The organism is Pseudomonas sp. PDM17, assembly GCF_014851985.1.
Lineage (GTDB): Bacteria > Pseudomonadota > Gammaproteobacteria > Pseudomonadales > Pseudomonadaceae > Pseudomonas.
In genome coordinates this window covers 883898-908387 of record NZ_JACVAT010000002.1, presented here as the reverse complement: position 1 = coordinate 908387, position 24490 = coordinate 883898, and the positions used below count along the sequence as shown (strand labels likewise).

Below are 24490 nucleotides of genomic sequence, written 5' to 3'. Positions count from 1 at the left end.
TAGTCCGCAGTAATAACCTACGGGGTAGGGTTCTTCCCGTGGCGCCCAGATCAGGCAGCCGGCAGCCCCGGCATCCCTGGCTACACGGTCGACCTCATCGCGAGTGTCCACGGCGAAGCCGAAGTGGCTGTAGTCATCGCTTGCCAGGTGGCGTTCCTGGCCGCCGGGCATGATGACGAAAATGAAGCTGTGCTCCTTGCCTGGCTCCGCCATCCAGACGATGCGCGAGCCCTTGCCTTCGCGCTCGTGGATCACGCGCATGCCGCAGAATCGCTTGTAGAACGCAACGCAGGCTTCCAGGTCGGGCACGTGCAGGGCCAGGTGGGTGAGGGTCGGGCGCATGGCAATACCTCCTTCGGGACCGGCAGTGGGCAGGATAGGTCAGGCGCCATGAGGTATGCTGCCTGACATGTCCAAGCGGAGAATCATGATGTCTTTCGATTTTGACCTGTTCGTCATCGGTGCGGGTTCAGGCGGTGTGCGCGCTGCGCGCTTCGCCGCAGGCTTTGGTGCCAAGGTGGCCGTGGCGGAAAGCCGCTATCTGGGCGGCACCTGCGTCAATGTCGGTTGCGTGCCGAAAAAGCTGCTGGTGTACGGGGCGCACTTCCACGAGGACTTCGAACAGGCTGCAGGCTTCGGCTGGACTCTGGGCGAAGCGAGCTTCGATTGGAAAACTCTGATCTCCAACAAAAACCGCGAAATCCACCGGCTCAATGGCATCTACCGCAACCTGCTGGTGAACAGCGGCGTCTCCCTCCTGGAGGGGCATGCCAAGCTGCAGGATGCGCACACCGTGGAGGTCGACGGGCAGCGCTTCAGCGCCAAGCACATCCTCATCGCTACCGGCGGTTGGCCGCAGGTGCCGGATATTCCCGGCAAGGAACACGCGATCACTTCCAACGAAGCCTTCTTCCTCGAGTCACTGCCGCGCCGGGTGTTGGTAGTCGGCGGTGGCTACATTGCGGTCGAATTTGCCGGCATCTTCCATGGCCTGGGCGCACAAACCTCTCTGCTGTACCGCAAGGAGCTGTTCCTGCGTGGCTTTGACCGCAGCGTGCGGGAGCATCTGCGCGACGAGCTGACCAGAAAGGGGCTGGACCTGCAATTTAACAGCGACATCGCGCGCATCGACAAGCAGGCCGACGGCACCCTGGCCGCCACCCTCCAGGATGGTCGCGTGCTGGAAGCTGATTGCGTGTTCTATGCCACGGGTCGCCGTCCGCAGCTGGACAACCTGGGCCTGGAGAACGTCTCTGTTGAGCTGGATGACCGTGGCTACGTGAAGGTGGATGAGGCTTATGGCACCAGCGAGCCGTCGATCCACGCCATCGGCGATGTGATCGGTCGTGTGCAGCTGACCCCCGTGGCGCTGGCGGAAGGCATGGCGCTGGCGCGCAAGCTGTTCCGCCCGGACGAGTACCACCCGGTGGACTACAAGCTGATTCCTACTGCGGTATTCAGCCTGCCGAACATTGGCACCGTTGGCCTCACTGAGGACGAAGCGCGCAGCGCCGGGCACAAGGTGAAAGTCTTCGAGAGCCGCTTCCGGCCGATGAAGCTGACGCTCACCGAAAGCCACGAACGGACGCTGATGAAGCTGATCGTCGATGCCGACAGCGACAAGGTGCTGGGCTGCCACATGGTCGGCCCGGATGCCGGGGAGATGCTTCAGGGCATCGCCATTGCGCTGAAGGCCGGGGCGACCAAGCGGGTGTTCGACGAAACCATCGGCATCCACCCGACGGCTGCCGAGGAGTTCGTCACCATGCGTACGCCAGTCGGCGCCTGACGGCGAGGGCGGCAACAAAAAAGCCGGTGCATCTGCACCGGCTTTTTTGTGGGCGTCAGGTCGTCAGTTACTGCGTTCCAGCGATGCGTGGCTGTCTTCCTGGCGCTGCGCGTAGCGCTGGGCGAGTACGGCGCAGACCATCAGTTGGATCTGGTGGAACAGCATCAGCGGCAGCAGGATCACGCCGACCGTGCTGCTGGCGAACAGCACCGAGGCCATGGGCACGCCGGTGGCCAGGCTCTTCTTCGAACCGCAGAAGACGATGGTGATGCGGTCTTCCAGGGAAAAGCCCAGGTAGCGGCCGAGCAGGTTGGTGGCGATCAGCGCCAGGGCCAGCAGCACGCAGCAGGCGATCACCAGGCCGGCCAGGGCGGGCAGCGGGATCTGGTGCCAGAGGCCCTGGATCACAGCGGCACTGAAGGCGGTGTAGACAACCAGCAGGATCGAGCCTTGGTCGACGTACTTCAGTACCGGCTTGTTGCGCTCGACCCAGGCGCCGATCCAGGTGCGCAGCAGTTGGCCCGCCACGAAGGGCACCAGCAGTTGCAGGGTGATCTTGCCGATGGCGTCGAGGGTCGATATGCCGGTGTCGCCGTGGGCACCGATCAGCAGTTGTACCAGCAGCGGGGTGAGGAACACGCCCATCAGGCTAGAGGCCGAGGCGCTGCAGATCGCGGCGGGTACGTTGCCGCGCGCGAGCGAGGTGAAGGCGATGGATGACTGCACTGTAGCCGGCAGGGCGCAGAGGTAGAGCATGCCCAGGTACAGGTCCGGGGTCACCAGAGGCGACAGGACCGGCTTGAGCGCCATGCCGAGGATCGGGAAGAGAATGAAGGTGCAGGCGAACACCAGCAGGTGCAGGCGCCAGTGGGTGGCGCCGGCGATGATCGCCTGGCGCGACAGCTTCGCACCGTGGAGGAAGAACAGCAGTGCGATGCCCAGGTTGGTGATCCAGCCGAAGATCACGGCGGCGGTGCCTTCGCAGGGCAGCAGGCTGGCAACGGTCACGGTGGCGATCAGCGCCAGGGTGAAGTTGTCGGGGAGCAGGCGTGGGCGAGCCATGGGCACATCTCTCATCGTTGTTGTGTGTGAAAGACCGCTAGGGTCAGGTTCGCACTCTAAGCCCGGAAGGATGTGCCGGCTAGCGCCAGAAAGTCAGCTTATGTCGCTGAAAGGACAGATTCTGCACCTTGTATGTGCAGATCGACAGAGCACACGCTGACCATGCCGCGCATGCGCTGGGCGATGACCTCGGCACGGTAGCGCGGCAGGGTGTTCACCCGCAGCGCGATGTCCAGCCAGTCCTCCCGGCGCGAGGATTCGACCTCGGCCGGGACGTGGCCCTGGAGCGCGAACTGGTTCAGCAGGCGGCAGAGGATGTCGGCATCGATCTCGGCGCGGATCAGGTAGCGCACATCGGCGGCCGCTTCGGTGGGAACCGGGCGGTCCTGTTGATCCAGGGAGTATTCGACGAGTTGAAGTGCGGGGAGCGTCATGACGGCTGGCCGATGCAGGAGAAGTGAGAAATATTCTGCGGCCCGTACCGGGGATTTATTTGCCTGTTTTTGGCTGTTAGGCGGGAATCTATGCATTAATGATTCTCTGAATTAATCCACGAAGAATCATTTATGCCAATTTCACTGGATGTCCATGACCGCAAGATCCTCGCCCTGCTGCAGGAGGAGGCCACTCTTTCTACGGCGGAGATCGCCGAGCGCATCGGCCTGTCCCAGTCGCCCTGCTGGCGGCGGATTCAGCGGCTGAAGGAGGAAGGGGTGATCCGCAAGCAGGTGACCCTGCTGGATCGCAAGAAGATCGGCCTGAACACCCAGATATTCGCGCAGGTGAAGCTCAACGCCCACGGGCGCAACCACCTGACGGATTTCGCACAGGCCATGGAGACGTTTCCCGAGGTGCTGGAGTGCCATGTCCTGATGGGGGCCGTGGACTTCATGCTGCGCATCGTCACGGAGGATGTGGAAGCGTATGAGCGATTCTTCTTCGAGCGGCTGTCCCAGGTGCCGGGGGTGCAGGAGATCAACTCCATCGTGGCGCTCTCGGAGATCAAGTCCACCACTACGTTGCCTCTGCCGCGCGGCTGAAGGGCGCCGGGGAGACTGGCGCCCATAGCGGTCAGACGCCGCCCAGGTAGTCCATCTTGCCGACTTCCACGCCGTTGTGGCGGAGGATGTCGTAGGCCGTGGTGATATGGAAATAGAAGTTCGGGTTGACGAAGCCCAGCAGGAAATCCGAGCCCTTGAAGCTGACTTCGCGGGTGCGTAGCTTCAGCTCGATGGTGCGGTCGTCAGCGCCGTCGAACTGCTCGGGCTTGAGGCTCTTGAGGAACTCGATGGTCCTGGCGATGCGCGCCTGCAGCTCGTCGAAGGTGGTTTCGTCATCGGGATAGCTCGGCACGTCCACGCCGGCCAGGCGCGCGCCGGCGCCCTTGGCGGAGTCCGAGGCAATCTGCACCTGGCGCGCCAGGGCGAACATGTCTGGGGCGAGGCGGGCGTTGATCAGGACGGAAGGATCGATGGACTTGGCTTCAGCATGGGCGGCAGCCTTGGCGAGGATCACCGAGAGGTTGCCGAGCATGCGGATGAAGACGGGAACGGAAGCCTGGTAGATCGAGAAGGACATGCTGCGTACTCCAGACAGATAAAGGTGGGGCTCGTCACGCTGGACGGCTGTCGGAGTCTACTGCTGGCGCTTGCGCCTGTCGCCAGGCTTCAGCGCCTGGCCACCTTCGGCGCGGGACAGCGGTCGGTCTCGATCGGGCCGACGTAGGGGTTGCCCCAGCCCATCACGCAGCCAACCATCTGGTTGCGCTGACGCTCCCAGGCTTCCACCGGGTATTGCTTGCTCCAGGCGGTGAACAGCTGGCGGTCCTGGTTGGACAGCCTCAAGCCGTAGCGGTCGCTCATGTAGAAGTAGGTGCGAGCGATCATGCCGCGAATCTGCGCGCGGGGCATGGCCTTGCGCGCCTTGAAGTCCACCACCATCGGGCAGGCGCCGTACTGCGAGGGCTTCTGCTGCAGCCAGCCGAAGCTGAAGTTGTTCCGATCTCCGTTCACTTCGCCGATGCTCGGCACCAGGTTGTGCAGGTCGGCCTCGGCCTTCTGGTACACCCGGTCATTGCGCGAGCAGTTCTTGCGCCCGCCGCTCTGCCAGCACTGGCGCTGATGACCAATCACCCAGGCGGGGACGATGTGCTCCCATTCGATGCGCGACGCTCGATTGGCATTCTTGCGCGGGGTGTAGCCACAGCTCTTCAGGTCGACCTTGGTGCCGTTGTAGCGGCAGCCGCAATAGAACTCCACCGACTGGCGGGCATACAGCTTGCGCCCGACCTTCTTGGCTTCCTCGAAGGTGCGCGGGGCGGCGGCGGAGGCGACGATGGGGATGGCGAGGATCAGCAGCAGGGTCAGGCAGCGTCCGAACATGAGGCGTTCCTTACGAAAGTCGCTGCATCTTACTGATTGAGAAAGAAATGCCAATCGTGGCAATGGAATGGCAAGGGGTGGATTGCCCGGATGGAGGCGCTGATTGGGGCGCCGCGCCATGGAGCCGCTGGGAACGCTTCGCAACAGGTCTTCGTAGCCTCTTGTGAAGGTTTAGGATGTCTACTTATGCGTTTGTTTTTAAAAGAAAAAATATTCTATAAAAGACTTTAGGAGTCGACGCTATCCGTTTGTTTAAACAAGAGCTTAGGGAGCCCTACGGAGCCGTGGTGCCACGCAGCACCCTGAAGAGGCCATTTCCTATATTTAACGTGATAATAGTGTTTTAAGTTATTGAAATGTAAGGATTTATATTGAGTTTACGTATTGCCCTGTACTGAGCGGCGAGGCTTGGTAAGCTGGAGCCTTTCCATCATTCGGGAGATCGCCATGATCGGTCTCAGGATCCTCGGGGCCATCGCCTGTTGTGCCCTGGCGCTACCCGTCTACGCGCAGCAGTTTTCCACGCAGGAAAGACAGTCCCAGCAGAACTACCAGGGGCAGCCGCAAAGGCAGCAACCGCCGCCAGTGATCCAACGTATCTATATCAGCCCGGGTGCGAGCGGCAGCGTGGAGAGTTCCTCCAGTTGGCAGCGAAATGACGGTTATGGCGGTGTGCAGGTGCCGCGCAGCTACGGCGAGACGCGCTCGGGAACGGTGATCATCGACCAGGGCAGCGGCGGCATCCGGCAGAGCATCGAATACCCCAACGGCGCGGTCTATCCGCGCGGCAATGGTTATTACCAGCAGCAGTAAGTCGGATCAGTCGATCAGGTCGTCGCGGGTCAGGCGGGATTTGCGCAGGCCGCCGTGGCTGTAGAACAGCCCGGTATCGCCGCGCCAGTGGAAGAGTGTGGCGAGGAACGCGGAGCTGACCCGGCCCACATCCCAGCTACGGAGTTTGCGGTAGGCCCAGAGCCAGCTGTCGTCGGAGGAAGAGTCGCTCATGGAATCGTCCTTGATTCGGCAAGCGGGAAAAGTGCATGGGACATTAGTGCGCCGGGTGAGCCTTCGCAAGTCGCTGCTCCCGCAACTGCGACCTGCAAAAAGGCCCGCGCGCTCACGCGGTGCTGACCGCCTTCGATTCCTCGACGTACTCCTTCAGCCAGCGCAGGACTTCCACGGCGTCCCAGCGACTGGGATCGAACATGGCGTAGGCCTGGCCCTGGTAGCCCACCACATCCAGCGGCCGGTGATAGCCGGCGCGCTGCATCAGGGCCTCGATTTCCGCGAAGCACACGTTGAAGTGGGTGCGACTGAAGGGCGTCTTGCCCTCTGTGACCAACCCCTCCAGCAGCAGTTCCGACACGGCCTCGCTCACTTCCTCGATGGCCATATGGTTCACGGTGTATTTCAGCTGATGGATGCTCACCATCGCTTGCTCCTCAATGGGGTTCTGGCCCATGCCCTGTGATTCGAGGTGATCGACGTAGCCAATGGACTGTGGCCTTTCGTCGAGGTTTAAAAAATTTTCGCAAAATACTGTATGCATGAACAGTATTTTCTCCTAGTATCCCTCTCGCGGTCTGACAGAAACCCTGAAGTGCCCGTCGCCACTGGCTTGGCGGGCACTCTTCGAAGAACAGGAGCGATGGCGATGCTGCAGAAACTGATGCTTTGCGCAGGTGTGGCGATGCTGGCGGGCTGTGCCCAGCCCCAGGCGGACGTCCCGCGCGCCAATGGCGCCTACCTCATCATCGAGGGCAAGGAGGCCTGGGCCGTGCTGGTGGCCGACGGCAAGCGCATCGAGGAGCGCGGCACGGTACGCGACGCCATCCGCCTGCCGAAGGAGCGCTCAGCCATCGCTGCCAGCTATGTGATCGACACACCCAACTGTGGCCGCCTGCAGTGGCTGACTGAAGGCGAGGGCGACTCCACTGTGCGCCTGTCCTCGCGGGGTGCAGCGGATGACCTGTCGAGCTGCCAGATCAGCGATGGGCTCAGCCGTGTCTGGACCGCGCTGGATTACTCGAGCTGAACACCAGCCCCCAGACAATACGATCTCCAACAAAATGTTTCGGCTGACCTTCGCTTCACGTTTTTTTCACACTCGGGGGCAGAGGATGAAAACCAGCTAAAGGACTAGCTCCCCATCGAAAAGCCCGCTTGATTGCGGGCTTTTTATTGCCTGTCGACCAAGGTCGGCTCGCCCGCCTGACGCTGCACGGCTAAGGTAAAACTCCAAGGAAAAGGCGGAGATAGTGATGCAGCGTGTTCTTGCGGAACGACTTTGGATTGCCCTGGGCGGCCAGGCCGAACGCCTGAGTCACCTGGCCTTTCGCAGCGAAGGCTCCCTGCCTTCGGCTTTCTTCGTCACCGAACTGGCCGCCGCCAGCATCGCCAGCGCGGGGCTGGCGCTGGGCGAGTGGCTGGAGCCGGACTCTGGTGCCGCCACGTCCCTGGTCGTGGACCGCCGGCTGGCTTCTTTCTGGTTCTCCACCTCTTTGCGCGCCCAGGGCTGGATACCTCCCGACCTGTGGGATGCCATCGCCGGCAACTACCGCACCCGCGACGGTTGGATCCGCCTTCACACCAATGCCCCGCACCACCGCGCCGCCGCCCTTCGGGTGCTCGGTACCGAGAATGATCGTGATCGGGTTACAGACGCCGTGGCGAATTGGGAGGCGGGAGAACTGGAGCTGTCGATCGTGAAGGAAGGCGGCTGTGCGGCCGAGATGCGCTCCTGGGACGCCTGGAAACAGCACCCGCAAGGCCTCGCCGTTGCCCGCGAGCCGCTGGTATTGCGCGATCTCCAGCTGGTGTCCGCGCCTTCTCTGGATATCGAGATCGACCGCGAGCGCCCGTTGGCCGGATTGCGCGTGCTGGACCTGACCCGCGTGCTGGCCGGGCCGATTGCCACACGCTTTCTTGCCGGCTTTGGCGCCGAGGTCCTGCGCATCGACCCGCCGGATTGGGATGAGCCTGGCGTGGTGCCGGAAGTCACCCTGGGCAAGCACTGCGCGCGTCTGGACCTGCGCCAACCTGCGGGCCGCGAGCGCTTCCAGGCGCTGCTCGCCAGCGCTGATGTGCTGGTGCACGGCTATAGGGCCGATGCCCTGGACCGGCTGGGGTTCGGCGCCGATGTACGGCGGACCATTGCGCCGGGATTGGTGGATGTCAGCCTGAATGCCTACGGCTGGTCGGGCCCCTGGAGCGACAGGCGCGGTTTCGACAGCCTGGTGCAGATGAGCACTGGCATCGCCGAGGCCGGGCGCGTCTGGCGGGGCGAAGACAAACCCGTCCCCTTGCCGGTGCAGGCGCTCGATCACGCCACCGGCTACCTGATCGCTGCGGCGGCCTTGCGCGGATTGGCCGAGCGCCGGCGTAGCGGCCGCGGGAGTCGTTGGCGCCTGTCCCTGGCGCGCACGGCGCAATGCCTGCTGGAGGCGGGAGTTTCGTCGGTGGGTTCGCTGGAGCTGGCGGCGGAGACAACTGCCGATCTGGCACCGGGCATCGAGACTACGCCCTGGGGGCACGCGCGGCGCTTGCGCCCACCGCTGCAGGTCGCGGGCTCGCCGCTCTACTGGGAGCTGCCGGCCTCCGAGCTGGGCTCGGCGCCGGCAACCTGGCAGCCGGTCAGCCCCGACTGACCTGGAACGCCTCGCCGGTGGCGAAGAAGGCGCCGCCGGCCTGGTAATGAATGGTGCGCAGCTCGTCGCTGGGGAAGTGCCAGCGGCCATTGGAGAAGGCGCGCTCATCCGCATAGGCGGCGACTACTTCGGCGATGAACAGGTCGTACTTCTCCTGGTTGTGCGGCTCGCTGATTACCTTGCACTCCAGGTAGGCGACGCAGCCATCGACGATCGGCGCCTCGACCTGCTTCGCACGGGAAGTGCGAATGTCCAGCTGCTCGAACTTGTTGCCCTCGCCACCGTTGCTCGAGCCAACTGCCAGGGTCAGGTCAGCCTGCTGGCGCGTCGGCAGCTGAATGACGAAGGCGGCCGAGCCTTCCACCAGATGGCGCGACCAGGTGTTGCGATCGAGCACCAGCATCAGCTTGGGCGGATCGAAGTCCAGCGGCATGACCCAGGCGGCGGCCATGACGTTGGCGACGCCTTCGTGCTCGCTGGTGACTATGGTGCTCGGGCCGTGGTTGAGCAGCAGGTAGGCCTTGTTCAGCGGCACGTCTTTCAGGTGGTTCATTCAGGGGTCCTCAGTGCTGGATCAGAGCAGCAGGCCGTCCACCGGCTTCAGCGGTTCGGGCAGGTCGGTTTCGCCGAGGATTTCCAGCACGGCGATTTCCATGTTGCGGCTCATGGCGTCCAGCGGCAGGTCGTTGGGTTGGGTATCGAAAGGGTCGGCGATCTGGTCGCCCAGCGCGTCCAGGCCGAAGAAGGTGTAGGCCAGCACGCACACTGCCAGCGGGGTGAACCAGCCGATACTGTCCACCAGGCAGAAGGGCAGCAGGAAGCAGTAGACGTGCACGATGCGGTGCAGCATCAGGATGTAGGGGTAGGGGATCGGCGTGTTGCGGATGCGCTCGCATCCGCCCAGCACGTACGACAGGCGGGTCATCTGCTGGTCGATGGCGGCCAGGGTTATGTCGCTGGCGCCGCTGGTACGGCCGCAGTCGGCGAATCGCTGGCCAAGGTTGGCGAGCAGGACGTTGGTCGGGCTGCGGCTGGTGGCCAGGGCGCTGGCTTCCTCGCCCATCAGGCGGCGCACGTCCTCGCTTTGCGGGGTGCCGCGCAGCTGGTCGCGCAGGGCGTAGGTGAAGGCGATCAGCTGATTACCCAGCTGTCGACGGCCTTCGCTTTCCAGGTCCGGCAGTAACGAGCGGGTCTGCCGCGCCAGGTTGCGGGTCACGATCAGCAGTTCGCCCCAGAGCGTGCGCGCCTCCCAGAAGCGCTGGTAGGCGACGTTATTGCGGAAGCCGAGGAAGATCGCCAGCGTCAGGCCCCAGAGGGTGAAGGGTGTGGAGGTGATGATCACCTTGTAGTGGTAGAGCGTGCCATGGGTGGCCACCACCAGCGAGCTGAGCAGCACCGTGTACAGCACCTTGCGCCAGATGGCGGGGATGATCGACCCTTTGAGGGAGAACAGCAGGACCCAGAGTGTCGGGGTTTGCGGGCGGAGGATCATCGGGCGGCATCCGGTGGGGCGGAGCGCGCATGATAGCCGAGATAGAGACGGGGATGCGGTTCGCGGGCCCTGTAGGAGCGGGTCATGCCCGCGATCGCGTCCAAGGGACACTCCTACAGGGAATTCCCGAGATCAGCCCTGTTCGTACAGCTTCACGATGGCCGAGAAGTCCAGCTGACCGTTGCCCTGGTTGCTGAAGGTCTGGAACAGCTGCTGGGCCAGCGCACCGAGCAGCACGGGCTGGCGCACCTGGCGCGCTGCCTCGCTGGCCAGACCGAGGTCCTTGAGCATCAGGTCGGTGCCGAAGCCGCCGCTGTAGCCGCGCGCCGCCGGGGCGCCGGTGAGCGGGTTGTTCACTTCCGAGCTCCAGCAGCGGCCGCTGGAGGTGTTGATGATGCCGGCCAGCACTTCTGCGTCCATGCCCAGCTTCACGCCCAGGGACATGGCTTCCGCCACGCCGATCATGGAGATGCCCAGCAGCAGGTTGTTCGCCACCTTGGCCACCTGGCCGTTACCGGCGCCGCCGCAGTGCACGATGTTCTTGCCCATCGCCGCGAGTACCGGGCGGGCGCGCTCGAAGTCAGCCTGCTCGCCGCCGACCATGAAGGTCAGGGTGCCCGCGGCAGCGCCAGCGGTGCCGCCGGAAACCGGCGCATCGAGCATCGGGTTGCCGTGGGTGAGGGCGGCGGCGCTGACGTCACGGGCGTTCAGCGGGTCGATGGTGGACGAATCAATCAGCAGCACGCCGGGTTGCACGTTGGCCAGCAGGCCGTCGTCACCGAGGAAGACCTGCTTCACGTGGGTGGCGGCGGGCAGCATGGTGATGATCACCTCGACATCGTCGCGCGCCACTTCGGCGGGGGATGCCAGGGCGCGGGCGCCGAGGGCGACGGCCGCTTCCACGGCCTTGGCGGAGAGATCGAAGACGCTCAGGTCGAAGCCGGCCTTGAGCAGGTTGGCGGCCATGGGGCCGCCCATGTTGCCGAGTCCGATGAAGCCGATGCGCATGGGTTGGTCCTCTTCTTCTTGTTCGGTGCGCCCGGTCGATCAGGCGCGAAAGGAGGTGCCCGCCCGCGTGGTACCGGGTCCGGACCAGCATCCTTGCTGAAGTCCGGATCGGCTCGGGGCGAGCGGGCGGGCAGGCTGATTTATTTGAGGTTGATGGTGGTGTTCACCGCGCCGCCGACCTCGTTCTCGTCGAACCAGCGTTCGGTGACGGTCTTGGTCTGGGTGTAGAACTGCACCACCTGCTTGCCGTAAGGGCCCAGATCGCCGAGCTTGGAGCCGCGCGAGCCGGTGAAGGAGAACAGCGGCACCGGCACCGGGATCGGCACGTTGATGCCCACCTGGCCGACATCGATCTCTTCCTTGAAGTGCCGCGCGGCCGCGCCGGAGCGGGTGAACAGCGCGGTGCCGTTGCCGTTGGGGTTGGCGTTGATCAGCTCGATGGCCTCGTCGAAGGTCTTCACCGACACCACGCAGAGCACAGGGCCGAAGATTTCCTCGCGGTAGATGGTCATCTGCGGGGTGACGCCGGAGAACACGGTCGGGCCGACGAAATTGCCCTTGGTATAGCCGGCCACCTGCGGGTTGCGGCCGTCCAGCTCCAGCTTGGCGCCTTCCTGGGTACCGCGTTCGATCAGGCCGCTGACGCGATCCAGCGCCGCACAGGAGACCAGCGGCCCGACATCGGTATTGGCCTCGGTGCCGCCGCTGACCTTGAGGGTCTTGGCCTTGGCCACGAGGTCGGGAATCCAGTCGTGGGCTTCGCCCACCAGAATCGCCACCGACAGCGCCATGCAGCGTTGCCCGGCCGCGCCGAAGGCGGCACCGGCAATGGCGTTGAGGGTCTGATCCTTGTTGGCATCGGGCAGCACGATGGCGTGGTTCTTCGCGCCCATCATGCACTGCACGCGCTTGCCGGCGAGGGATGCGCGGTTGTAGACGTGGGTGCCGACGCGGGTGGAGCCGACAAAGGAGACGGCCTTGATGTCCGGGTGGTCGCAGATGGCGTTCACCACGTCCGGGCCACCATGGATGACGTTGAGCACACCCGGCGGCACGCCGGCCTCATGGGCCAGCTCGACCAGGCGCATGGTCACCATCGGATCCTGCTCTGAGGGCTTGAGGACGAAGGTGTTGCCGGTGGCGATGGCCATCGGGAACATCCACAGCGGGATCATCGCCGGGAAGTTGAAAGGGGTAATGCCGGCGCAAACGCCGATAGGTTGGAGGATGGTGAAGGTATCCACGCCGCCGGCCACGTTGTTGGCCAGTTCGCCCAGCTGCAGGTTGCCGATGCCGGCCGCGTGCTCGACCACTTCCAGGCCGCGGAACACGTCGCCCTCGGCATCGGGCAGGGTCTTGCCCTGTTCGGCGGTGAGGATCGCCGCCAGTTCCTTCATGTTCTCGCGGATCAGCTGCTGGTACTTGAGGAAGATGCGCGCGCGGGCGCCGATGGGCGTCTTCTTCCAGGTCTTGAACGCGGCCTTGGCACTGGCCACCGCGCGCTCGACTTCCTCGGGCGTGGCGAAGGGCACGCGGGCGAGGACTTCCTGGGTGGCGGGGTTGATCACATCGCGCCATTCGGAGGTGGTGGACTCGACGGGCTTGCCGTCGAGGAAGAGTTTGACGGTCGGGACGGCAGTTGCAGTCATCGGGGTTCTCCCAGCCTGAAGGCTTTCTTGTTGTCTGGAACGATCCTAGCAGTGCATTTTTGATGTGCTCAATGAGGTGATGTGCAAGTATGCTCTGCATTTTTGCAGACATGGCCTGCGCTGGGGCAGATATGGACTGGGACAACCTGCGGTTCTTCCTCGAGCTTTCCCGGGCCGGCAAGCTGACCGTCGCCGCCCGCCGCCTGGGCGTGGACCACACCACGGTCGCCCGCCGCCTGCAGGCGCTGGAGAAGAGCATCGGCGCCCAGCTGCTGGTACGCGAGCCCGCCGGCTATCGGCTGACCGAGGCCGGCCACGGGCTGTTGCCCCAGGCCGAGGCCATGGAAAGCGCCTGCAAGGTGATCGAGAAGCGCCTGGCCGGCGCCGAAGACAATCTCTCCGGCAAGGTGCGCATCGGCGCGACCGAGGGTTACGGCTCGACGCTGCTGACCTCGCAACTGGTGGAGCTGAACCAGCGCCACCCGCACCTGGGTGTGGACCTGCTGGCGGTCCCTCGGGCGTTACAGCTGTCGCGCCACGAGGCGGACATAGTGATCACCCTGGAGCGCCCCGGCCGCGGGCCTTACCTGATTACCCGGCTGACCGACTACGTACTGCGCCTCTACGCCTCGCAGGACTACCTCGCCGAGCGCGGGCCGATCCGCAACCGCGACGACCTGCGCGAGCACGCCCTGGTCGGCTACGTCGACGACCTGCTCTACAGCAAGGAATTGCAGTACCTCGACGAGATCGGCCGGCCGCTGCACATGGCGCTGCGCTGCACCAGTATCCTCGCCCAGCAGCGCGCAGTGGCAGAGGGCGCCGGGCTGGCGATCCTGCCGGCGTTCGCGGCAGCCGAAGACCCATCGCTGCAACCGGTGCTGGCGGGGGAAATCGAGTTCGTGCGGACCTTCTGGATGCTGATGCCGACCGAGCTCAAGGACATCGCGCGGATGCGCACCACCTGGGATTTCCTGCGGGAGAAGGCTGAAGGCAGTCAGGACGTTCTGATGGGCCGCGCAAAGTAAGCGGCGCTGGCCAGTCGGCCCGTGCGGCAGCTTTAAGGTTTAAACAGTAAGGGGCCCGCCAGGACAGAGCGGGAACCGTTGGAGGAGAAGGAAGCATGGCTGAAATCATTCCGCTGTCGGCGGAGCTGGAACAACAACTGGCAGACCTGCAACAGCAGGGCCTGGAGCTGCTTCAGCTGGCGCCCGAGTTGCCACCCCATGAGGTGGTCGCGGCGATTACCCGGTACGTGCGTGATGCCAAGGCGCAGCAGCGCGAGGTGGACGATGACACGGTGTTCGCACTTGGCGCACTGTTGGGGCGGCAGTTCGTGCTGGGGCTGGGCTGGCACTGGGGCGACGTCACCTGGGACGAGGATCCCGATACGGCGGCCATTGGCGTGCTCAACCCGGATGATTCGCTGTTCAACAACCCGATCGGCTGGGTCAGCCAGGCACTGGCCAGCGAGGGTGGTGTGACGTTCATGCTGAGTTACAACATGATCCTGGCCAACGAGACTCCCGTCTTCGAGCCGGGGAGCGCGACCGGGCTGTATTGAGGAGCAGGGGATGGGCGTGGCCCATCCCCTGGCTATTTCCCGTTGCGCCGAGCTGGCGCAGCGGTTCCCCGCATCACGAGCGCTTGAGCACCAGCGTGAGGATGTCGTAGCTGGCCACCAGCTCGCCGAGCTGGTTGGTGACTTCCACGTCCCAAGCCACCACGCCCTGCGGCTCGCCCTTGGGGCTCTTCTTGCCCTGGTCGATCTTGCGCTTGCAGGTCAGGCGCGCCTGGATGGTGTCGCCGATGCCCACCGGGTTGATGAAGCGCAGGGTGTCCAGGCCGTAGTTGGCCAGCACCGGGCCGACGCCGGGAGAGACGAACAGGCCGGCCGCCGCCGAAAGCACGAAGTAGCCATGGGCGATGCGCTTGCCGAACTGCGAGTCCTTCGCCGCCAGCTCGTCGAAGTGCATGTAGAAATGGTCGCCTGACAGGCAGCCGAAGTTGACCAGGTCGGCTTCGGTGACGGTGCGGCGGTGGGTCAGCAGCGACTCGCCGATCTTCAGGTCGTCGAAGTAGCGGCGGAACGGGTGCACTTCGGTCTCGTAGACCTTGGCGCCACGCACGTATTCGCCGGTGACGGCCATCAGCATGGTCGGCGAGCCCTGTACCGCAGTGCGTTGCAGATAGTGTTTCACCGCGCGCAGGCCGCCCAGTTCCTCACCGCCACCCGCACGACCCGGGCCACCGTGCTTGAGCACCGGCAGCGGCGAGCCGTGGCCGGTGGATTCGGCAGCGGACTCACGGTCGAGGATGTGCAGACGACCGTGCAGCGCGCCCATCGCTGGTACGACTTTCGCCGCCACCTGCGGATCACGGGTGATCAGGCTCGCCACCAGGCTGCCCTTGCCGCGGGCGGCGAGGGCGATGGCTTCGTCGATGTCGTCGTAGGCCATCAGGGTGCTCACCGGGCCGAAGGCCTCGATGTCGTGGGCGCCGCCTTCGGCGTGCGGGTCAAGGCTGCGCAGCAGGGTCGGGGCGAAGAACGCGCCTTCGCTGACACCGTCGCCACGCGGGGCGAAGCCATCGTTGGCGCCGAAGACCAGCTCGCTGGACTTCAGCAGTGCTTCGACGCGCTCGGCGACGTCGGACTGCTGGGCGTGGGAGGCCAGGGCGCCCATTTTCACGCCTTCCACCGATGGGTCACCGACCACGACCTTGGCCAGGCGCTCACGCAGACGCTCGGCCACGGCGTCGATGTGTTTGGCGGGGACGATGGCGCGGCGGATGGCGGTGCATTTCTGTCCGGCCTTGGCGGTCATCTCGCGGGCCACTTCCTTGACGAAGAGGTCGAACTCCTCGTCGTCCGGGGTGACGTCCGGGGCGAGGATGGCGCAGTTCAGCGAGTCGGCTTCGGCGTTGAACGGCACCGAGTTGCGGATCAGGTTGGGGTTCACGCGCAGCTTGGCGGCGGTGTCGGCGGAGCCGGTGAAGGTCACCACGTCTTGGCCTTGCAGGCGGTCCAGCAGGTCGCCGGTGCCGCCGATGATCAGCTGCAGGCTGCCAGCCGGCAGCAGGCCGGACTCATGCATTACGCGCACGGCGGCTTCGGTGATGTAGCTGGTGGCGGTGGCCGGTTTGACGATGCATGGCATGCCGGCGAGGAAGCTCGGCGCGAACTTTTCCAGCATCCCCCAGATGGGGAAGTTAAAAGCATTGATGTGTACGGCGATGCCGCCGCGCGGCACCAGGATGTGGCTGCCGGCGAACTTGCCGGTCTTGCCCAGCGGGATCGCCGGGCCTTCGTGGACGACGTTGCCCGACGGCAGCTCGCGGCCGCCGACGCCGGCGTAGGCGAACAGGGTGCCGGCGCCGCCTTCGATGTCGATCCAGCTGTCGGCGCGGGTGGCGCCGCTGTGGCGGGAAATCTCGTAGAGCTGTTCCTTGCGTTCGGTCAGGTACAGCGCCAGGGCCTTCAGGCGCTGGGCGCGCTGCTGGAAGTCCATGGACATCAGTTCTTTCAGGCCCTGCTCGCGGGCATGGGCGACGGCTTCAGCAAAGTCCAGCGCCTCTTCGTGGGTGCGCGCGACGGTCTGGCCGTTGAGCGCACTTCGCAGCGCCTGGGCGCCGTGCTGGCCGACCCAGCGGCCGCCGATGAAACTTTGCAGGATTGGCTCTTGGGCCATGGTTGTCTTCCTCCGGATCGCTACGCAAGGGTGCCGGCTGGTGCCGGTGACCGCCGCGCCGGATGGGCGTTGGCGGTGCATTCTTCATATGAAGAGCAAGGTGGCGGGACGAGCCGCCGGATAAGGTCCGCCAGGGTCCTTGTGGGGTGCTGGCGGTGGAGCATTCGGAGCACGACGCTCCCAGTAGGAGCGGGCCATGGGGCGCTCCTACAGGTTGAGTCCGCAGCTACGGCTCAGAGCTGATCGAAATCCAGCACCACGCTGTCGCTGATCGGATACGCCTGGCAGCTCAGCACGTAGCCTGCCGCCACTTCGTAGTCCTCCAGGGCGAAGTTGCTGTCCATTTCCACTTCGCCGGAGACCACCTTGCACTTGCAGGTCGAGCACACGCCGGCCTTGCAGGAGTAGGGCAGTTCGGCGCCGTGTTCGTTGCCGGCGTCGAGCACGCTGACGCTGTTGCGGGCCAGCTCGAAGGACAGCTCGCGGCCATCGCTGATCACGGTGATCTGGCTCTTCGCGCTGTCGATCGCGGCAGCGGCCTGGCGGGCCTCGCGCTTGCTTTCGCTACCGGCGGCGGCGAACAGCTCGAAGTGGATGCGCTCGGCCGGCATGCCGTTGCCCTTGAGCTGGTCGCGCACGGTCTCGGTCATCGCCTGCGGGCCGCAGATGAAGGCGGCGTCGAGGCTCTTCACGTCGAGCCAGCGGCTGAACAGCTGGCCGCACTTGTCGGCGTCGATACGGCCGTTGTAGAGGTCCACGTCCTGCTGTTCGCGGCTGAACACGAAGATCAGGTTGAGGCGTTGCAGGTAGCGGTTCTTCAGGTCTTCGAGCTGCTCGCGGAACATCGCGGCGTTGCTCGAGCGGTTGCCGTAGAGCAGGGTGACGCGGCTGTTCGGCTCGGTTTCCAGGGTGGTCTTGACGATCGACAGGATCGGCGTGATGCCGCTGCCGGCGGCGACCGCCAGGTAGTCGCCGCGGCGCGCCGGGTCGAGCTGGACGTTGAAATGGCCGGCTGGCGGCATGACTTCCAGGCTGGCGCCGACCTTCAGTACTTCGTTGGCATAGGCGGAGAAACGCCCGCCCGGCACGCGCTTGATCGCCACGCGCAGTTCACCGTCATTGACGCCGCTGCAGATGGAGTAGGAGCGGCGCACTTCCTCGCCGTCGAGCTGGGTGCGCATGACCAGGTGCTGGCCGTGCTGGAAGCGGAAGCTGTCGGTCAGGTCCGCCGGGACGTCGAAGGCGATGGACACGGCGTCGCGGGTTTCCGCGCGCACTTCCTTGATTTTCAGGCTGTGGAACTTGCTCATTGTTCTTCTCCGGCGGCGGCGCCGCTCAGATGCACTTGAAGTAGTCGAACGGTTCGCGGCAGTCGACGCAGCGGTACAGCGCCTTGCAGGCGGTCGAGCCGAACTCGCTGAGCAGCTCGGTGTGCGCGCTGCCGCACTGCGGGCAGCAGACTTCCGGGCTTTCGCCGAGCAGGCTGCGCTTGCTGGTGCTGCCGGCCGGCGGGGCGATGCCGTAGACGCGCAGGGCCTCGCGGCCGCTGTCGCTGATCCAGTCAGTGGTCCAGGCCGGGTTCAGCCGGCGCTCCAGTTGTGGCGCGGCGAAGCCGGCGTGCTCCAGGGCGTGCTGGATGTCCTGCTCGATCACCTCGGTGGCCGGGCAGCCGGAGTAGGTCGGGGTGACCACCACGTGAAGGTGCCCGTCCTGCCAGTCGAGCCCGCGCACGATGCCCAGCTCGACGACGCTGACCACCGGCACTTCCGGGTCCATCACCGCGCCGAGCACGTTCCAGGCATGGCTGAGGTCTTCAGCGGAGCCTGCGCGTGCGCCACGGTCGCTGGTAATCAGCTCACCAGGTCGCATCGGGGTAGGCCCGCTGAAGGAACTGCATCTCGGCCAGGAGGATGCCCAGGTGCTCGGTGTGCACACCGCGACGACCGCTGAGGTAGAAGTTCACCGCAGGTTCAGGCAGCGGCAGGGTGGCGGCGGCGAAGATGTCGGCGACCTTGGCCTTCCACGCGGCGGCGAGTTCTTCCGGGTTCGGCGCGACGCCTTCGGCGAACAGGCGCTGCTCGATCTCGTCGGCATTGCAGAGTTCGACGGTGAAGCGCCATACCTGCGGGATAGCCGCGAGCATGCGCGTATGGCTCTGCTCGGTGCCGTCGCCCAGGCGCTGCATCCACTCGCCGGAGCGGCGCAGGTGGTAGGTGACTTCCTTCAGACCCTTGGCGGCGATGGCGGCGATGCGCTCGTCGCTGGAGGCGCTCAGGGCGTGCAGCACGTGGAAGTGCCAGGCGTCATAGAGGAACTGCTTGGTGATGGTCACGGCGAAGTCGCCGTTGGGCTGCTCCACCAGCAGCAGGTTGCGGAAGGCGCGCTCGTCGCGGCGGAAGGCCAGGGCGTCGGCGTCGCGGCCGTCGTCCAGCAGTTCCACGGCGTACTCGTACCAGTTGCGCGCCTGGCCCACGAGGTCGAGGCCGACGTTCATCAGTGCCAGTTCTTCTTCCAGCGCCGGGGCGTGGCCGCACCATTCGCACAGGCGCTGGCCCTGGATCAGGGCGCTGTCGGCGAGGCGCAGCAGGTATTCGATCTTGTCGTTATACGGATTCATGCACGCGACCTCACATGTGGCCGACTTCGGGCGGCAGCTCGTAGAAGCTGGCGTGGCGGTACACCTTGTCCTGCGACGGATCGAACAGCGGGTCCTTCTCGTCGGGGGAGGAGGCGGTGATCAGTGCGGAGGGCACGACCCACAGGCTCACGCCCTCGTTGCGGCGGGTGTACAGCTCGCGGGCGTTCTCGATGGCCATGGCGGCGTCGGCGGCGTGGACGCTGCCAACGTGCTTGTGGTTCAGGCCGTGCTTGCTGCGCACGAACACTTCAAAAAGGGTCCACTCGGACATGACTTCTCTCTCCTCGCGGCTCAGGCGGCGTCGCGTTTCTGTTGTTGTTTGCGGGCGTAGGCGACCGCGGCTTCGCGGACCCAGGCGCCGTCTTCGATGGCCTTGCGGCGGGTGGCGACGCGCTCGGTGTTGCACGGGCCGTTGCCCTTGAGCACTTCGTAGAATTCTTCCCACTGGATGTCGCCGAAGTCGTAGTGACCGCGCTCCTCGTTCCACTTCAGGTCCGGGTCCGGGGCGGTGCAGCCGAGCAGCTCCAGCTGCGGCACGGTCTGGTCAACGAAGCGCTGGCGCAGCTCGTCGTTGCTTTGGCGCTTGATCTTCCAGGCCATGGACTGGGCGCTGTTGGGTGAGTCGGCGTCGCTCGGGCCGAACATCATCAGGGCTGGCCACCAGAGGCGGTTGATGGCGTCCTGGACCATGTCCTTCTGCGCTTGGTTGCCGTGGCGCATCATGGTCAGGAGGATTTCGTAACCCTGGCGCTGGTGGAAGCTCTCTTCCTTGCAGATGCGGATCATCGCGCGGGAGTAGGGGCCGTAGGAGGTGCGCTGCAGCACGACCTGATTGACGATGGCGGCGCCGTCCACCAGCCAGCCCACCGCGCCCATGTCAGCCCAGTTCAGCGTCGGGTAGTTGAAGATGCTCGAGTACTTGGCCTTGCCCGAATGCAGCTTGGCGATCTCCGCGTCGCGGTCGGCGCCCAGGGTTTCCATGGCGCTGTAGAGGTAGAGGCCATGGCCGGCCTCGTCCTGGATCTTCGCCATCAGCTGCAGCTTGCGCTTCAAGGTTGGTGCGCGGGTCACCCAGTTGCCCTCGGGCAGCATGCCGACGATCTCGGAGTGGGCGTGCTGGGAAATCTGCCGGATCAGCGTCTGGCGGTAGGCGTCGGGCATCCAGTTCTTCGCCTCGATCTTTACCTCGGCATCGATCTTTTCCTGGAAGGCGCGTTCCTCGGGGGACATCTCCTCCAGCGCCTTGATGCGCTTCACGCCGGTCTCAACCAGTTGTGCGTACATGCTGTGTCTCCAGCCTTTTGTCTTGTTCGTGGGACGGCCTTGGCCATGGCTGTATTTTTAAATGATACAGAAATGAATGTCTAACACTAAATGATGTGTCGTAATTGGTTTTGGTATCGCTTTGATGGATTTCCCGGAGGTTCTGCGGGCGATAAGAGACGCATTTGTCGGTATTTACTCCGATAAATGTCGTAATTGTGCGGGTAATGATCTGGAGCTTGCTGCGTTCTGTCGCGGTGCGTTGATGCCCTGGGGATGGAGCTATAAGGCGACGAAGTGATACGTAAATCTATTCTTTTCGTGAATAATTTCTGTGTCGCGCTGAGGGCTTGAAGGGCGGCGTTGCGGCTTGGCGACGGCCTTGCCGGCGGATCGCGGGCGTGGCCCGCTACTACCGGATAGATCTGTGCTCGGATCGGCCCTCACCCTAACCCTCTCCCAGAGGGAGAGGGGACCGTTCGGTGCCGGATGAAACCACAGCGTCAGCCGGCACGATTTGCTCCCTCTCCCTGAGGGAGAGGGCTGGGGTGAGGGGGAAAGCACAAACACGGAACTACCAGGGAAAGACAGTTGCTCCTACAGGTGGGGTCGTCTGCAGGAGCGGGGTGGGTCAGGCTTGGACTATCACGTCGAAGCCGCCGAAGATCATGCGCTGGCCGTCGAAGGGCATATCGCTGAATTCGGTCTTCATCCGTGGGTCTTCCATGAACTGCTTCATGCCCGCGTCACGCACCTCCTTGCTCGGCCAGGTGATCCAGGAGAACACCACGGTTTCGTCCTCCTTGAGCTTCACCGCCATGGGGAAGGAGGTCACCTTGCCCTCGGGCACGTCGTTGCCCCAGCACTCCACGACGCCGAGCGCGCCGTACTCCCGGAACATGGCCGCCGCCTTGCGCGCCACCTTTATGTAGTGTTCGCGCTTGGCGGTGGGTACCGGTACGAGGAAGCCATCGACATAGTTCATCGTTCATCTCCTGCGGGTGGGCGGACGGCCGGATGCCGCCTGCTTTTGAGGAATAGTCGAAGGACGGGATTGAGGATCGACAGGGGCGGGTGGTGGGGCGACGGGCGGTCTTCGCCGCGCGAGGAGGGATGTGGGAGCGCGCAATGAAAAGCCCCGCCGAAGCGGGGCTGTCCGATCATGCCGACACTCAGCCCTTGGGCCGGTTGTCGTACACGTGGCAGGCCTTGCCTTCAGAGCGCTTGAGGCTATGCGAAGGCTGCACCAGCACGCGGGCGCTGACGCCGATATGGGTCTTGATCTGCTTGCCCAGTTCGCTGCCGATGGCCTTCTGCTCGTCTGCCGACAGGCCCTGCAGGTCGTGGCGCAACTCGACGTGGATATCGATGCAGTCGAGGTTGCCGTTGCGGTGCAGATGGATCTCGTAGCACTCGGCGAGCTGCTTGACCTTCAGCACCTGCTCCTCGACCTGGGTCGGGAAGACGTTGACGCCGCGGATGATCAGCATGTCGTCGCTGCGCCCGGTGATCTTGTCGATGCGCCGCATCGGTCGCGCGGTGCCCGGCAGCAGGCGGGTCAGGTCGCGGGTGCGGTAGCGGATCATCGGCAGCGCTTCCTTGGACAGCGAGGTGAACACCAGCTCACCGTATTCACCGTCGGGCAGCACGGCGCCGGTCGCCGGGTCGATGATCTCGGGGTAGAAGTGGTCCTCCCAGACGGTCGGGCCGTCCTTGGTCTCGGCGCACTCCATGGCAACACCCGGGCCCATGATTTCCGAGAGGCCGTAGATGTCCAGGGCGGTGATGCCCATGCGCTCCTCGACCGCGCGGCGCAGCTCGGCGGTCCAGGGTTCGGCGCCGAAGATGCCCAGCCGCAGCTTGAGGCTGTGCGGGTCGACGCCCTGGCGCTCGATCTCATCGGCGATGTTGAGCATGTAGGACGGGGTGACCATGATGATGTCCGGCTGGAAGTCGCGGATCAGCTGGACCTGCTTTTCGGTCTGGCCGCCGGACATCGGGATCACGGTGCAGCCCAGGCGCTCGGCGCCGTAGTGCGCACCCAGGCCGCCGGTGAACAGGCCGTAGCCGTAGGACACATGCACCTTGTCCCCCTTGCGGCCGCCGGCGGCGCGGATGGAGCGGGCGACCACGTTGGCCCAGGTGTCGATGTCGTTCTGCGTGTAGCCGACCACGGTGGGTTTGCCGGTGGTGCCGCTGGAGGCGTGCAGGCGCACGATCTCGTTCTGCGGCACGGCGAACATGCCGTAGGGGTAGTTGTCGCGCAGGTCGTTCTTGCCGGTGAAGGGGAACTTGGCGAGATCGTCCAGGGAGGTCAGGTCGTCCGGGTGTACACCGGCTTCGGCGAAGCGCTTCTGGTACAGCGGGACGTTGTCGTGGGCATGCTTGAGGCTCCAGCGCAGGCGCTCCAGCTGGTGCTGGCGCAGCTCGTCGACACTGGCGGTTTCCATCGGGTCAAGCAGGGCACGTTCGGCATCATGGTACATGTTCATGGGTTCACTCGATTTGTTCTTGTACGCCAGCCCTGGTGAGGGCTGCGAGTGTCATGGGAGCAGCATAGCGCCCCCGTTCGCGGAAGGATTCGAACCCCTGCCAGAGGCTTTGCTCTGCCTGCCAGTCGCTGCACGGAGGCGACTGGCGGTGCGGGGTTCGATCCCGCCGATGGATCAGATTCGCTCGATGATCAGGGCAATGCCCTGGCCGACGCCGATGCACATGGTGCACAGCGCGTAGCGGCCGCCGCGTTCCTCCAGCTCATGCAGGGCGGTGGTGACCAGGCGCGCGCCGCTCATGCCCAGCGGATGGCCGAGGGCGATGGCGCCGCCGTTGGGGTTTACTCGTGCGTCGTCGTCCGCCAGGCCCAGCTCGCGAAGGACCGCTAGGCCCTGGGCGGCGAAGGCTTCGTTCAGCTCGATCACGTCCATGTCGTTCAGCGAGAGGCCGGCCAGTTCCAGCACCTTACGGGTCGCCGGTACCGGGCCGATGCCCATGATCCGCGGCTCGACGCCAGCGGTGGCCATGGCCACCACGCGGGCGCGGGCCTTCAGGCCGTGGCGTGCGGCGGCAGCCGGGGTCGCCATCAGCAGGGCGCAGGCGCCGTCGTTGACGCCTGAGGCGTTGCCGGCGGTGACGCTGCCGTTTTCTCGGAACGGCGTGCCGAGCTTGGCCAATTGCTCCAGGGTGGTGTCGCCGCGCGGGTGTTCATCCTGCTCGACGACCTTGGCCGGGCCTTTGCGCTGCGGGATTTCCACCGGGACGATTTCCTTCGCCAGGCGGCCATTGGCCTGGGCGGCGGCGGCCTTGTGCTGGCTGCGCAGGGCGAAGGCATCCTGGTCGGCGCGGCTGATGTTGAACTGCTCGGCGACGTTCTCTGCCGTCTCGGGCATGGAGTCGATGCCGAACTGCTGCTCCATCAGTTTGTTGACGAAGCGCCAGCCGATGGTGGTGTCGAAGATTTCCGCGCTGCGGCCGAAAGCCTGCTCGGACTTGCCCATCACGAACGGCGCGCGGGACATGGATTCCACGCCGCCGGCCAGCATCAGGCCGGCTTCATTGCAGCGCAGGGCACGCGCGGCGCTGCCCACCGCATCGAGCCCCGAGCCGCACAGACGGTTGAGCGTGGTGCCAGGCACGCTCACCGGCAGGCCGGCCAGCAGCGAGGCCATGTGAGCGACGTTGCGGTTGTCCTCGCCGGCCTGGTTGGCGCAGCCGAAGATCATGTCGTCGATAGCGCTCCAGTCCAGCTCCGGGTGACGCTGCATCAGGGCCTTCATCGGGATCGCCGCGAGGTCGTCGGCGCGCACGCCGGACAGGGCGCCGGCGTAGCGGCCGATGGGCGTGCGCACGGCGTCGATGATCAGGGCGTCGGTCAT

Annotated in this window: 26 protein-coding genes and 1 pseudogene; 7 read left to right on the top strand and 20 right to left on the bottom strand. The window is 64.9% G+C overall.

Translation table 11 applies throughout. The features are described from left to right. Positions 1-342 (bottom strand): annotated as a pseudogene (locus IB256_RS09810) (VOC family protein); the annotation flags it as partial. 88 nt (positions 343-430) lie between these two features. Here IB256_RS09810 and gorA point away from each other — a divergent pair. Further along, positions 431-1789 carry a glutathione-disulfide reductase gene (gene gorA / locus IB256_RS09805; RefSeq protein ID WP_192402327.1) on the top strand — a complete coding sequence of 453 codons (1359 nt, stop codon included), beginning with the start codon at positions 431-433 and terminating at the stop codon, positions 1787-1789. Positions 1790-1852: 63 nt separating this feature from the next. On the opposite strand, the gene IB256_RS09800 is transcribed toward gorA, so the two are convergent. Together IB256_RS09800 and IB256_RS09795 are read right to left on the bottom strand one after the other, a co-directional pair. Next, the gene (locus IB256_RS09800; protein ID WP_192402325.1) at positions 1853-2851 is read right to left on the bottom strand and encodes a bile acid:sodium symporter family protein; all 999 of its coding nucleotides are present in this window, start codon (positions 2849-2851) and stop codon (positions 1853-1855) included. Between the two features lie 98 nt (positions 2852-2949). Beyond that, entirely contained in the window at positions 2950-3285 is a 336-nt protein-coding gene (locus tag IB256_RS09795; RefSeq protein WP_192402323.1) for a hypothetical protein, read from the bottom strand. Between the two features lie 132 nt (positions 3286-3417). Between IB256_RS09795 and IB256_RS09790 the strand changes: the two genes are divergently transcribed. Then, positions 3418-3891 (top strand): Lrp/AsnC family transcriptional regulator, encoded by a 474-nt coding sequence (locus IB256_RS09790; RefSeq protein WP_192296166.1) that lies wholly within the window; start codon positions 3418-3420, stop codon positions 3889-3891. A gap of 31 nt (positions 3892-3922) precedes the next feature. Here IB256_RS09790 and IB256_RS09785 read toward each other — a convergent pair whose 3' ends face one another. Continuing rightward, a complete protein-coding gene (locus IB256_RS09785) occupies positions 3923-4429 on the bottom strand; it encodes a DUF1993 family protein (RefSeq protein WP_192296165.1) in 507 nt (168 codons plus the stop codon). 89 nt (positions 4430-4518) lie between these two features. Further along, positions 4519-5232 carry an endonuclease gene (locus IB256_RS09780; protein WP_192402321.1) on the bottom strand — a complete coding sequence of 238 codons (714 nt, stop codon included), beginning with the start codon at positions 5230-5232 and terminating at the stop codon, positions 4519-4521. Positions 5233-5679: 447 nt separating this feature from the next. Between IB256_RS09780 and IB256_RS09775 the strand changes: the two genes are divergently transcribed. Then, the gene (locus IB256_RS09775) at positions 5680-6045 is read left to right on the top strand and encodes a hypothetical protein (RefSeq protein ID WP_192296163.1); all 366 of its coding nucleotides are present in this window, start codon (positions 5680-5682) and stop codon (positions 6043-6045) included. A 6-nt stretch (positions 6046-6051) separates the two neighbouring features. Here the strand turns inward: IB256_RS09775 and IB256_RS09770 are convergent, their stop codons facing one another. Continuing rightward, positions 6052-6237, bottom strand: coding sequence for a hypothetical protein (locus IB256_RS09770; protein ID WP_045217600.1), 186 nt, complete (start codon positions 6235-6237; stop codon positions 6052-6054). Between the two features lie 112 nt (positions 6238-6349). Continuing rightward, entirely contained in the window at positions 6350-6664 is a 315-nt protein-coding gene (locus tag IB256_RS09765) for a hypothetical protein (protein ID WP_045217597.1), read from the bottom strand. A gap of 222 nt (positions 6665-6886) precedes the next feature. On the opposite strand from IB256_RS09765, the gene IB256_RS09760 reads away from it, so the two are divergent. Both IB256_RS09760 and IB256_RS09755 read left to right on the top strand, forming a co-directional pair. After that, positions 6887-7267: a hypothetical protein gene (locus IB256_RS09760; RefSeq protein ID WP_081520447.1), complete on the top strand. Its 381-nt coding sequence runs from the start codon at positions 6887-6889 to the stop codon at positions 7265-7267. 226 nt (positions 7268-7493) lie between these two features. Continuing rightward, positions 7494-8879 (top strand): CoA transferase, encoded by a 1386-nt coding sequence (locus IB256_RS09755; RefSeq protein WP_192296162.1) that lies wholly within the window; start codon positions 7494-7496, stop codon positions 8877-8879. Here IB256_RS09755 and IB256_RS09750 read toward each other — a convergent pair. From IB256_RS09750 to IB256_RS09735, 4 genes are all read right to left on the bottom strand, one after another. Beyond that, positions 8866-9432 (bottom strand): flavin reductase family protein, encoded by a 567-nt coding sequence (locus IB256_RS09750; protein ID WP_192296161.1) that lies wholly within the window; start codon positions 9430-9432, stop codon positions 8866-8868. The two genes, IB256_RS09755 and IB256_RS09750, sit on opposite strands and share 14 nt — an antisense overlap. 21 nt (positions 9433-9453) lie before the next feature. After that, the gene (locus IB256_RS09745) at positions 9454-10371 is read right to left on the bottom strand and encodes a bestrophin family protein (RefSeq protein ID WP_192402319.1); all 918 of its coding nucleotides are present in this window, start codon (positions 10369-10371) and stop codon (positions 9454-9456) included. A gap of 132 nt (positions 10372-10503) precedes the next feature. After that, the gene (gene mmsB, locus IB256_RS09740; RefSeq protein ID WP_192296159.1) at positions 10504-11379 is read right to left on the bottom strand and encodes a 3-hydroxyisobutyrate dehydrogenase; all 876 of its coding nucleotides are present in this window, start codon (positions 11377-11379) and stop codon (positions 10504-10506) included. A gap of 140 nt (positions 11380-11519) precedes the next feature. Beyond that, positions 11520-13028 (bottom strand): CoA-acylating methylmalonate-semialdehyde dehydrogenase, encoded by a 1509-nt coding sequence (locus IB256_RS09735; protein WP_192296158.1) that lies wholly within the window; start codon positions 13026-13028, stop codon positions 11520-11522. Positions 13029-13159: 131 nt separating this feature from the next. Here IB256_RS09735 and IB256_RS09730 point away from each other — a divergent pair, with 131 nt between their 5' ends. Further along, positions 13160-14056, top strand: coding sequence for a LysR family transcriptional regulator (locus tag IB256_RS09730; protein WP_192296157.1), 897 nt, complete (start codon positions 13160-13162; stop codon positions 14054-14056). A 95-nt stretch (positions 14057-14151) separates the two neighbouring features. After that, positions 14152-14592 (top strand): hypothetical protein, encoded by a 441-nt coding sequence (locus tag IB256_RS09725; protein WP_225601676.1) that lies wholly within the window; start codon positions 14152-14154, stop codon positions 14590-14592. 73 nt (positions 14593-14665) lie between these two features. On the opposite strand, the gene paaZ is transcribed toward IB256_RS09725, so the two are convergent. The 9 genes from paaZ to pcaF all read right to left on the bottom strand — a co-directional run bounded on the left by paaZ (position 14666) and on the right by pcaF (position 24490). Further along, positions 14666-16717 (bottom strand): phenylacetic acid degradation bifunctional protein PaaZ, encoded by a 2052-nt coding sequence (paaZ, locus tag IB256_RS09720; RefSeq protein WP_192402317.1) that lies wholly within the window; start codon positions 16715-16717, stop codon positions 14666-14668. A gap of 233 nt (positions 16718-16950) precedes the next feature. Further along, a complete protein-coding gene (paaE, locus tag IB256_RS09715; protein WP_192296155.1) occupies positions 16951-18027 on the bottom strand; it encodes a 1,2-phenylacetyl-CoA epoxidase subunit PaaE in 1077 nt (358 codons plus the stop codon). A gap of 25 nt (positions 18028-18052) precedes the next feature. After that, complete coding sequence (paaD, locus tag IB256_RS09710; RefSeq protein WP_192296154.1) at positions 18053-18586, bottom strand: 1,2-phenylacetyl-CoA epoxidase subunit PaaD; 534 nt, start codon at positions 18584-18586, stop codon at positions 18053-18055. Then, complete coding sequence (gene paaC / locus IB256_RS09705) at positions 18573-19334, bottom strand: 1,2-phenylacetyl-CoA epoxidase subunit PaaC (RefSeq protein ID WP_192402315.1); 762 nt, start codon at positions 19332-19334, stop codon at positions 18573-18575. Before paaC ends, paaD begins: the two co-directional genes overlap by 14 nt. A 10-nt stretch (positions 19335-19344) precedes the next feature. Then, positions 19345-19626, bottom strand: coding sequence for a 1,2-phenylacetyl-CoA epoxidase subunit PaaB (gene paaB / locus IB256_RS09700; RefSeq protein ID WP_017520939.1), 282 nt, complete (start codon positions 19624-19626; stop codon positions 19345-19347). Between the two features lie 20 nt (positions 19627-19646). Then, positions 19647-20639, bottom strand: coding sequence for a 1,2-phenylacetyl-CoA epoxidase subunit PaaA (gene paaA / locus IB256_RS09695; protein WP_138215576.1), 993 nt, complete (start codon positions 20637-20639; stop codon positions 19647-19649). Positions 20640-21249: 610 nt separating this feature from the next. After that, a complete protein-coding gene (locus tag IB256_RS09690) occupies positions 21250-21603 on the bottom strand; it encodes a DUF1428 domain-containing protein (protein ID WP_192296152.1) in 354 nt (117 codons plus the stop codon). Positions 21604-21790: 187 nt separating this feature from the next. Beyond that, positions 21791-23110 (bottom strand): phenylacetate--CoA ligase PaaK, encoded by a 1320-nt coding sequence (paaK, locus tag IB256_RS09685; RefSeq protein ID WP_192296151.1) that lies wholly within the window; start codon positions 23108-23110, stop codon positions 21791-21793. Between the two features lie 174 nt (positions 23111-23284). Then, on the bottom strand, positions 23285-24490 hold the full coding sequence (gene pcaF, locus IB256_RS09680) for a 3-oxoadipyl-CoA thiolase (protein ID WP_192402447.1): 1206 nt from the start codon (positions 24488-24490) through the stop codon (positions 23285-23287).

Coding starts and splice junctions, on each gene's coding strand:
- IB256_RS09785 (WP_192296165.1), bottom strand. CDS start 4,429: ATGTCCTTCTCGATCTACCAGGCTTCCGTTCCCGTCTTCATCCGCATG.
- IB256_RS09725 (WP_225601676.1), top strand. CDS start 14,152: ATGGCTGAAATCATTCCGCTGTCGGCGGAGCTGGAACAACAACTGGCA.
- paaB (WP_017520939.1), bottom strand. CDS start 19,626: ATGTCCGAGTGGACCCTTTTTGAAGTGTTCGTGCGCAGCAAGCACGGC.
- IB256_RS09765 (WP_045217597.1), bottom strand. CDS start 6,664: ATGGTGAGCATCCATCAGCTGAAATACACCGTGAACCATATGGCCATC.
- pcaF (WP_192402447.1), bottom strand. CDS start 24,490: ATGACCGACGCCCTGATCATCGACGCCGTGCGCACGCCCATCGGCCGC.
- IB256_RS09730 (WP_192296157.1), top strand. CDS start 13,160: ATGGACTGGGACAACCTGCGGTTCTTCCTCGAGCTTTCCCGGGCCGGC.
- paaC (WP_192402315.1), bottom strand. CDS start 19,334: ATGAATCCGTATAACGACAAGATCGAATACCTGCTGCGCCTCGCCGAC.
- IB256_RS09750 (WP_192296161.1), bottom strand. CDS start 9,432: ATGAACCACCTGAAAGACGTGCCGCTGAACAAGGCCTACCTGCTGCTC.
- IB256_RS09690 (WP_192296152.1), bottom strand. CDS start 21,603: ATGAACTATGTCGATGGCTTCCTCGTACCGGTACCCACCGCCAAGCGC.
- IB256_RS09800 (WP_192402325.1), bottom strand. CDS start 2,851: ATGGCTCGCCCACGCCTGCTCCCCGACAACTTCACCCTGGCGCTGATC.
- paaD (WP_192296154.1), bottom strand. CDS start 18,586: ATGCGACCTGGTGAGCTGATTACCAGCGACCGTGGCGCACGCGCAGGC.
- IB256_RS09755 (WP_192296162.1), top strand. CDS start 7,494: ATGCAGCGTGTTCTTGCGGAACGACTTTGGATTGCCCTGGGCGGCCAG.
- IB256_RS09760 (WP_081520447.1), top strand. CDS start 6,887: ATGCTGCAGAAACTGATGCTTTGCGCAGGTGTGGCGATGCTGGCGGGC.
- paaK (WP_192296151.1), bottom strand. CDS start 23,110: ATGAACATGTACCATGATGCCGAACGTGCCCTGCTTGACCCGATGGAA.
- paaE (WP_192296155.1), bottom strand. CDS start 18,027: ATGAGCAAGTTCCACAGCCTGAAAATCAAGGAAGTGCGCGCGGAAACC.
- IB256_RS09770 (WP_045217600.1), bottom strand. CDS start 6,237: ATGAGCGACTCTTCCTCCGACGACAGCTGGCTCTGGGCCTACCGCAAA.
- mmsB (WP_192296159.1), bottom strand. CDS start 11,379: ATGCGCATCGGCTTCATCGGACTCGGCAACATGGGCGGCCCCATGGCC.
- paaZ (WP_192402317.1), bottom strand. CDS start 16,717: ATGGCCCAAGAGCCAATCCTGCAAAGTTTCATCGGCGGCCGCTGGGTC.
- IB256_RS09745 (WP_192402319.1), bottom strand. CDS start 10,371: ATGATCCTCCGCCCGCAAACCCCGACACTCTGGGTCCTGCTGTTCTCC.
- IB256_RS09735 (WP_192296158.1), bottom strand. CDS start 13,028: ATGACTGCAACTGCCGTCCCGACCGTCAAACTCTTCCTCGACGGCAAG.
- paaA (WP_138215576.1), bottom strand. CDS start 20,639: ATGTACGCACAACTGGTTGAGACCGGCGTGAAGCGCATCAAGGCGCTG.
- IB256_RS09790 (WP_192296166.1), top strand. CDS start 3,418: ATGCCAATTTCACTGGATGTCCATGACCGCAAGATCCTCGCCCTGCTG.
- IB256_RS09780 (WP_192402321.1), bottom strand. CDS start 5,232: ATGTTCGGACGCTGCCTGACCCTGCTGCTGATCCTCGCCATCCCCATC.
- IB256_RS09795 (WP_192402323.1), bottom strand. CDS start 3,285: ATGACGCTCCCCGCACTTCAACTCGTCGAATACTCCCTGGATCAACAG.
- gorA (WP_192402327.1), top strand. CDS start 431: ATGTCTTTCGATTTTGACCTGTTCGTCATCGGTGCGGGTTCAGGCGGT.
- IB256_RS09775 (WP_192296163.1), top strand. CDS start 5,680: ATGATCGGTCTCAGGATCCTCGGGGCCATCGCCTGTTGTGCCCTGGCG.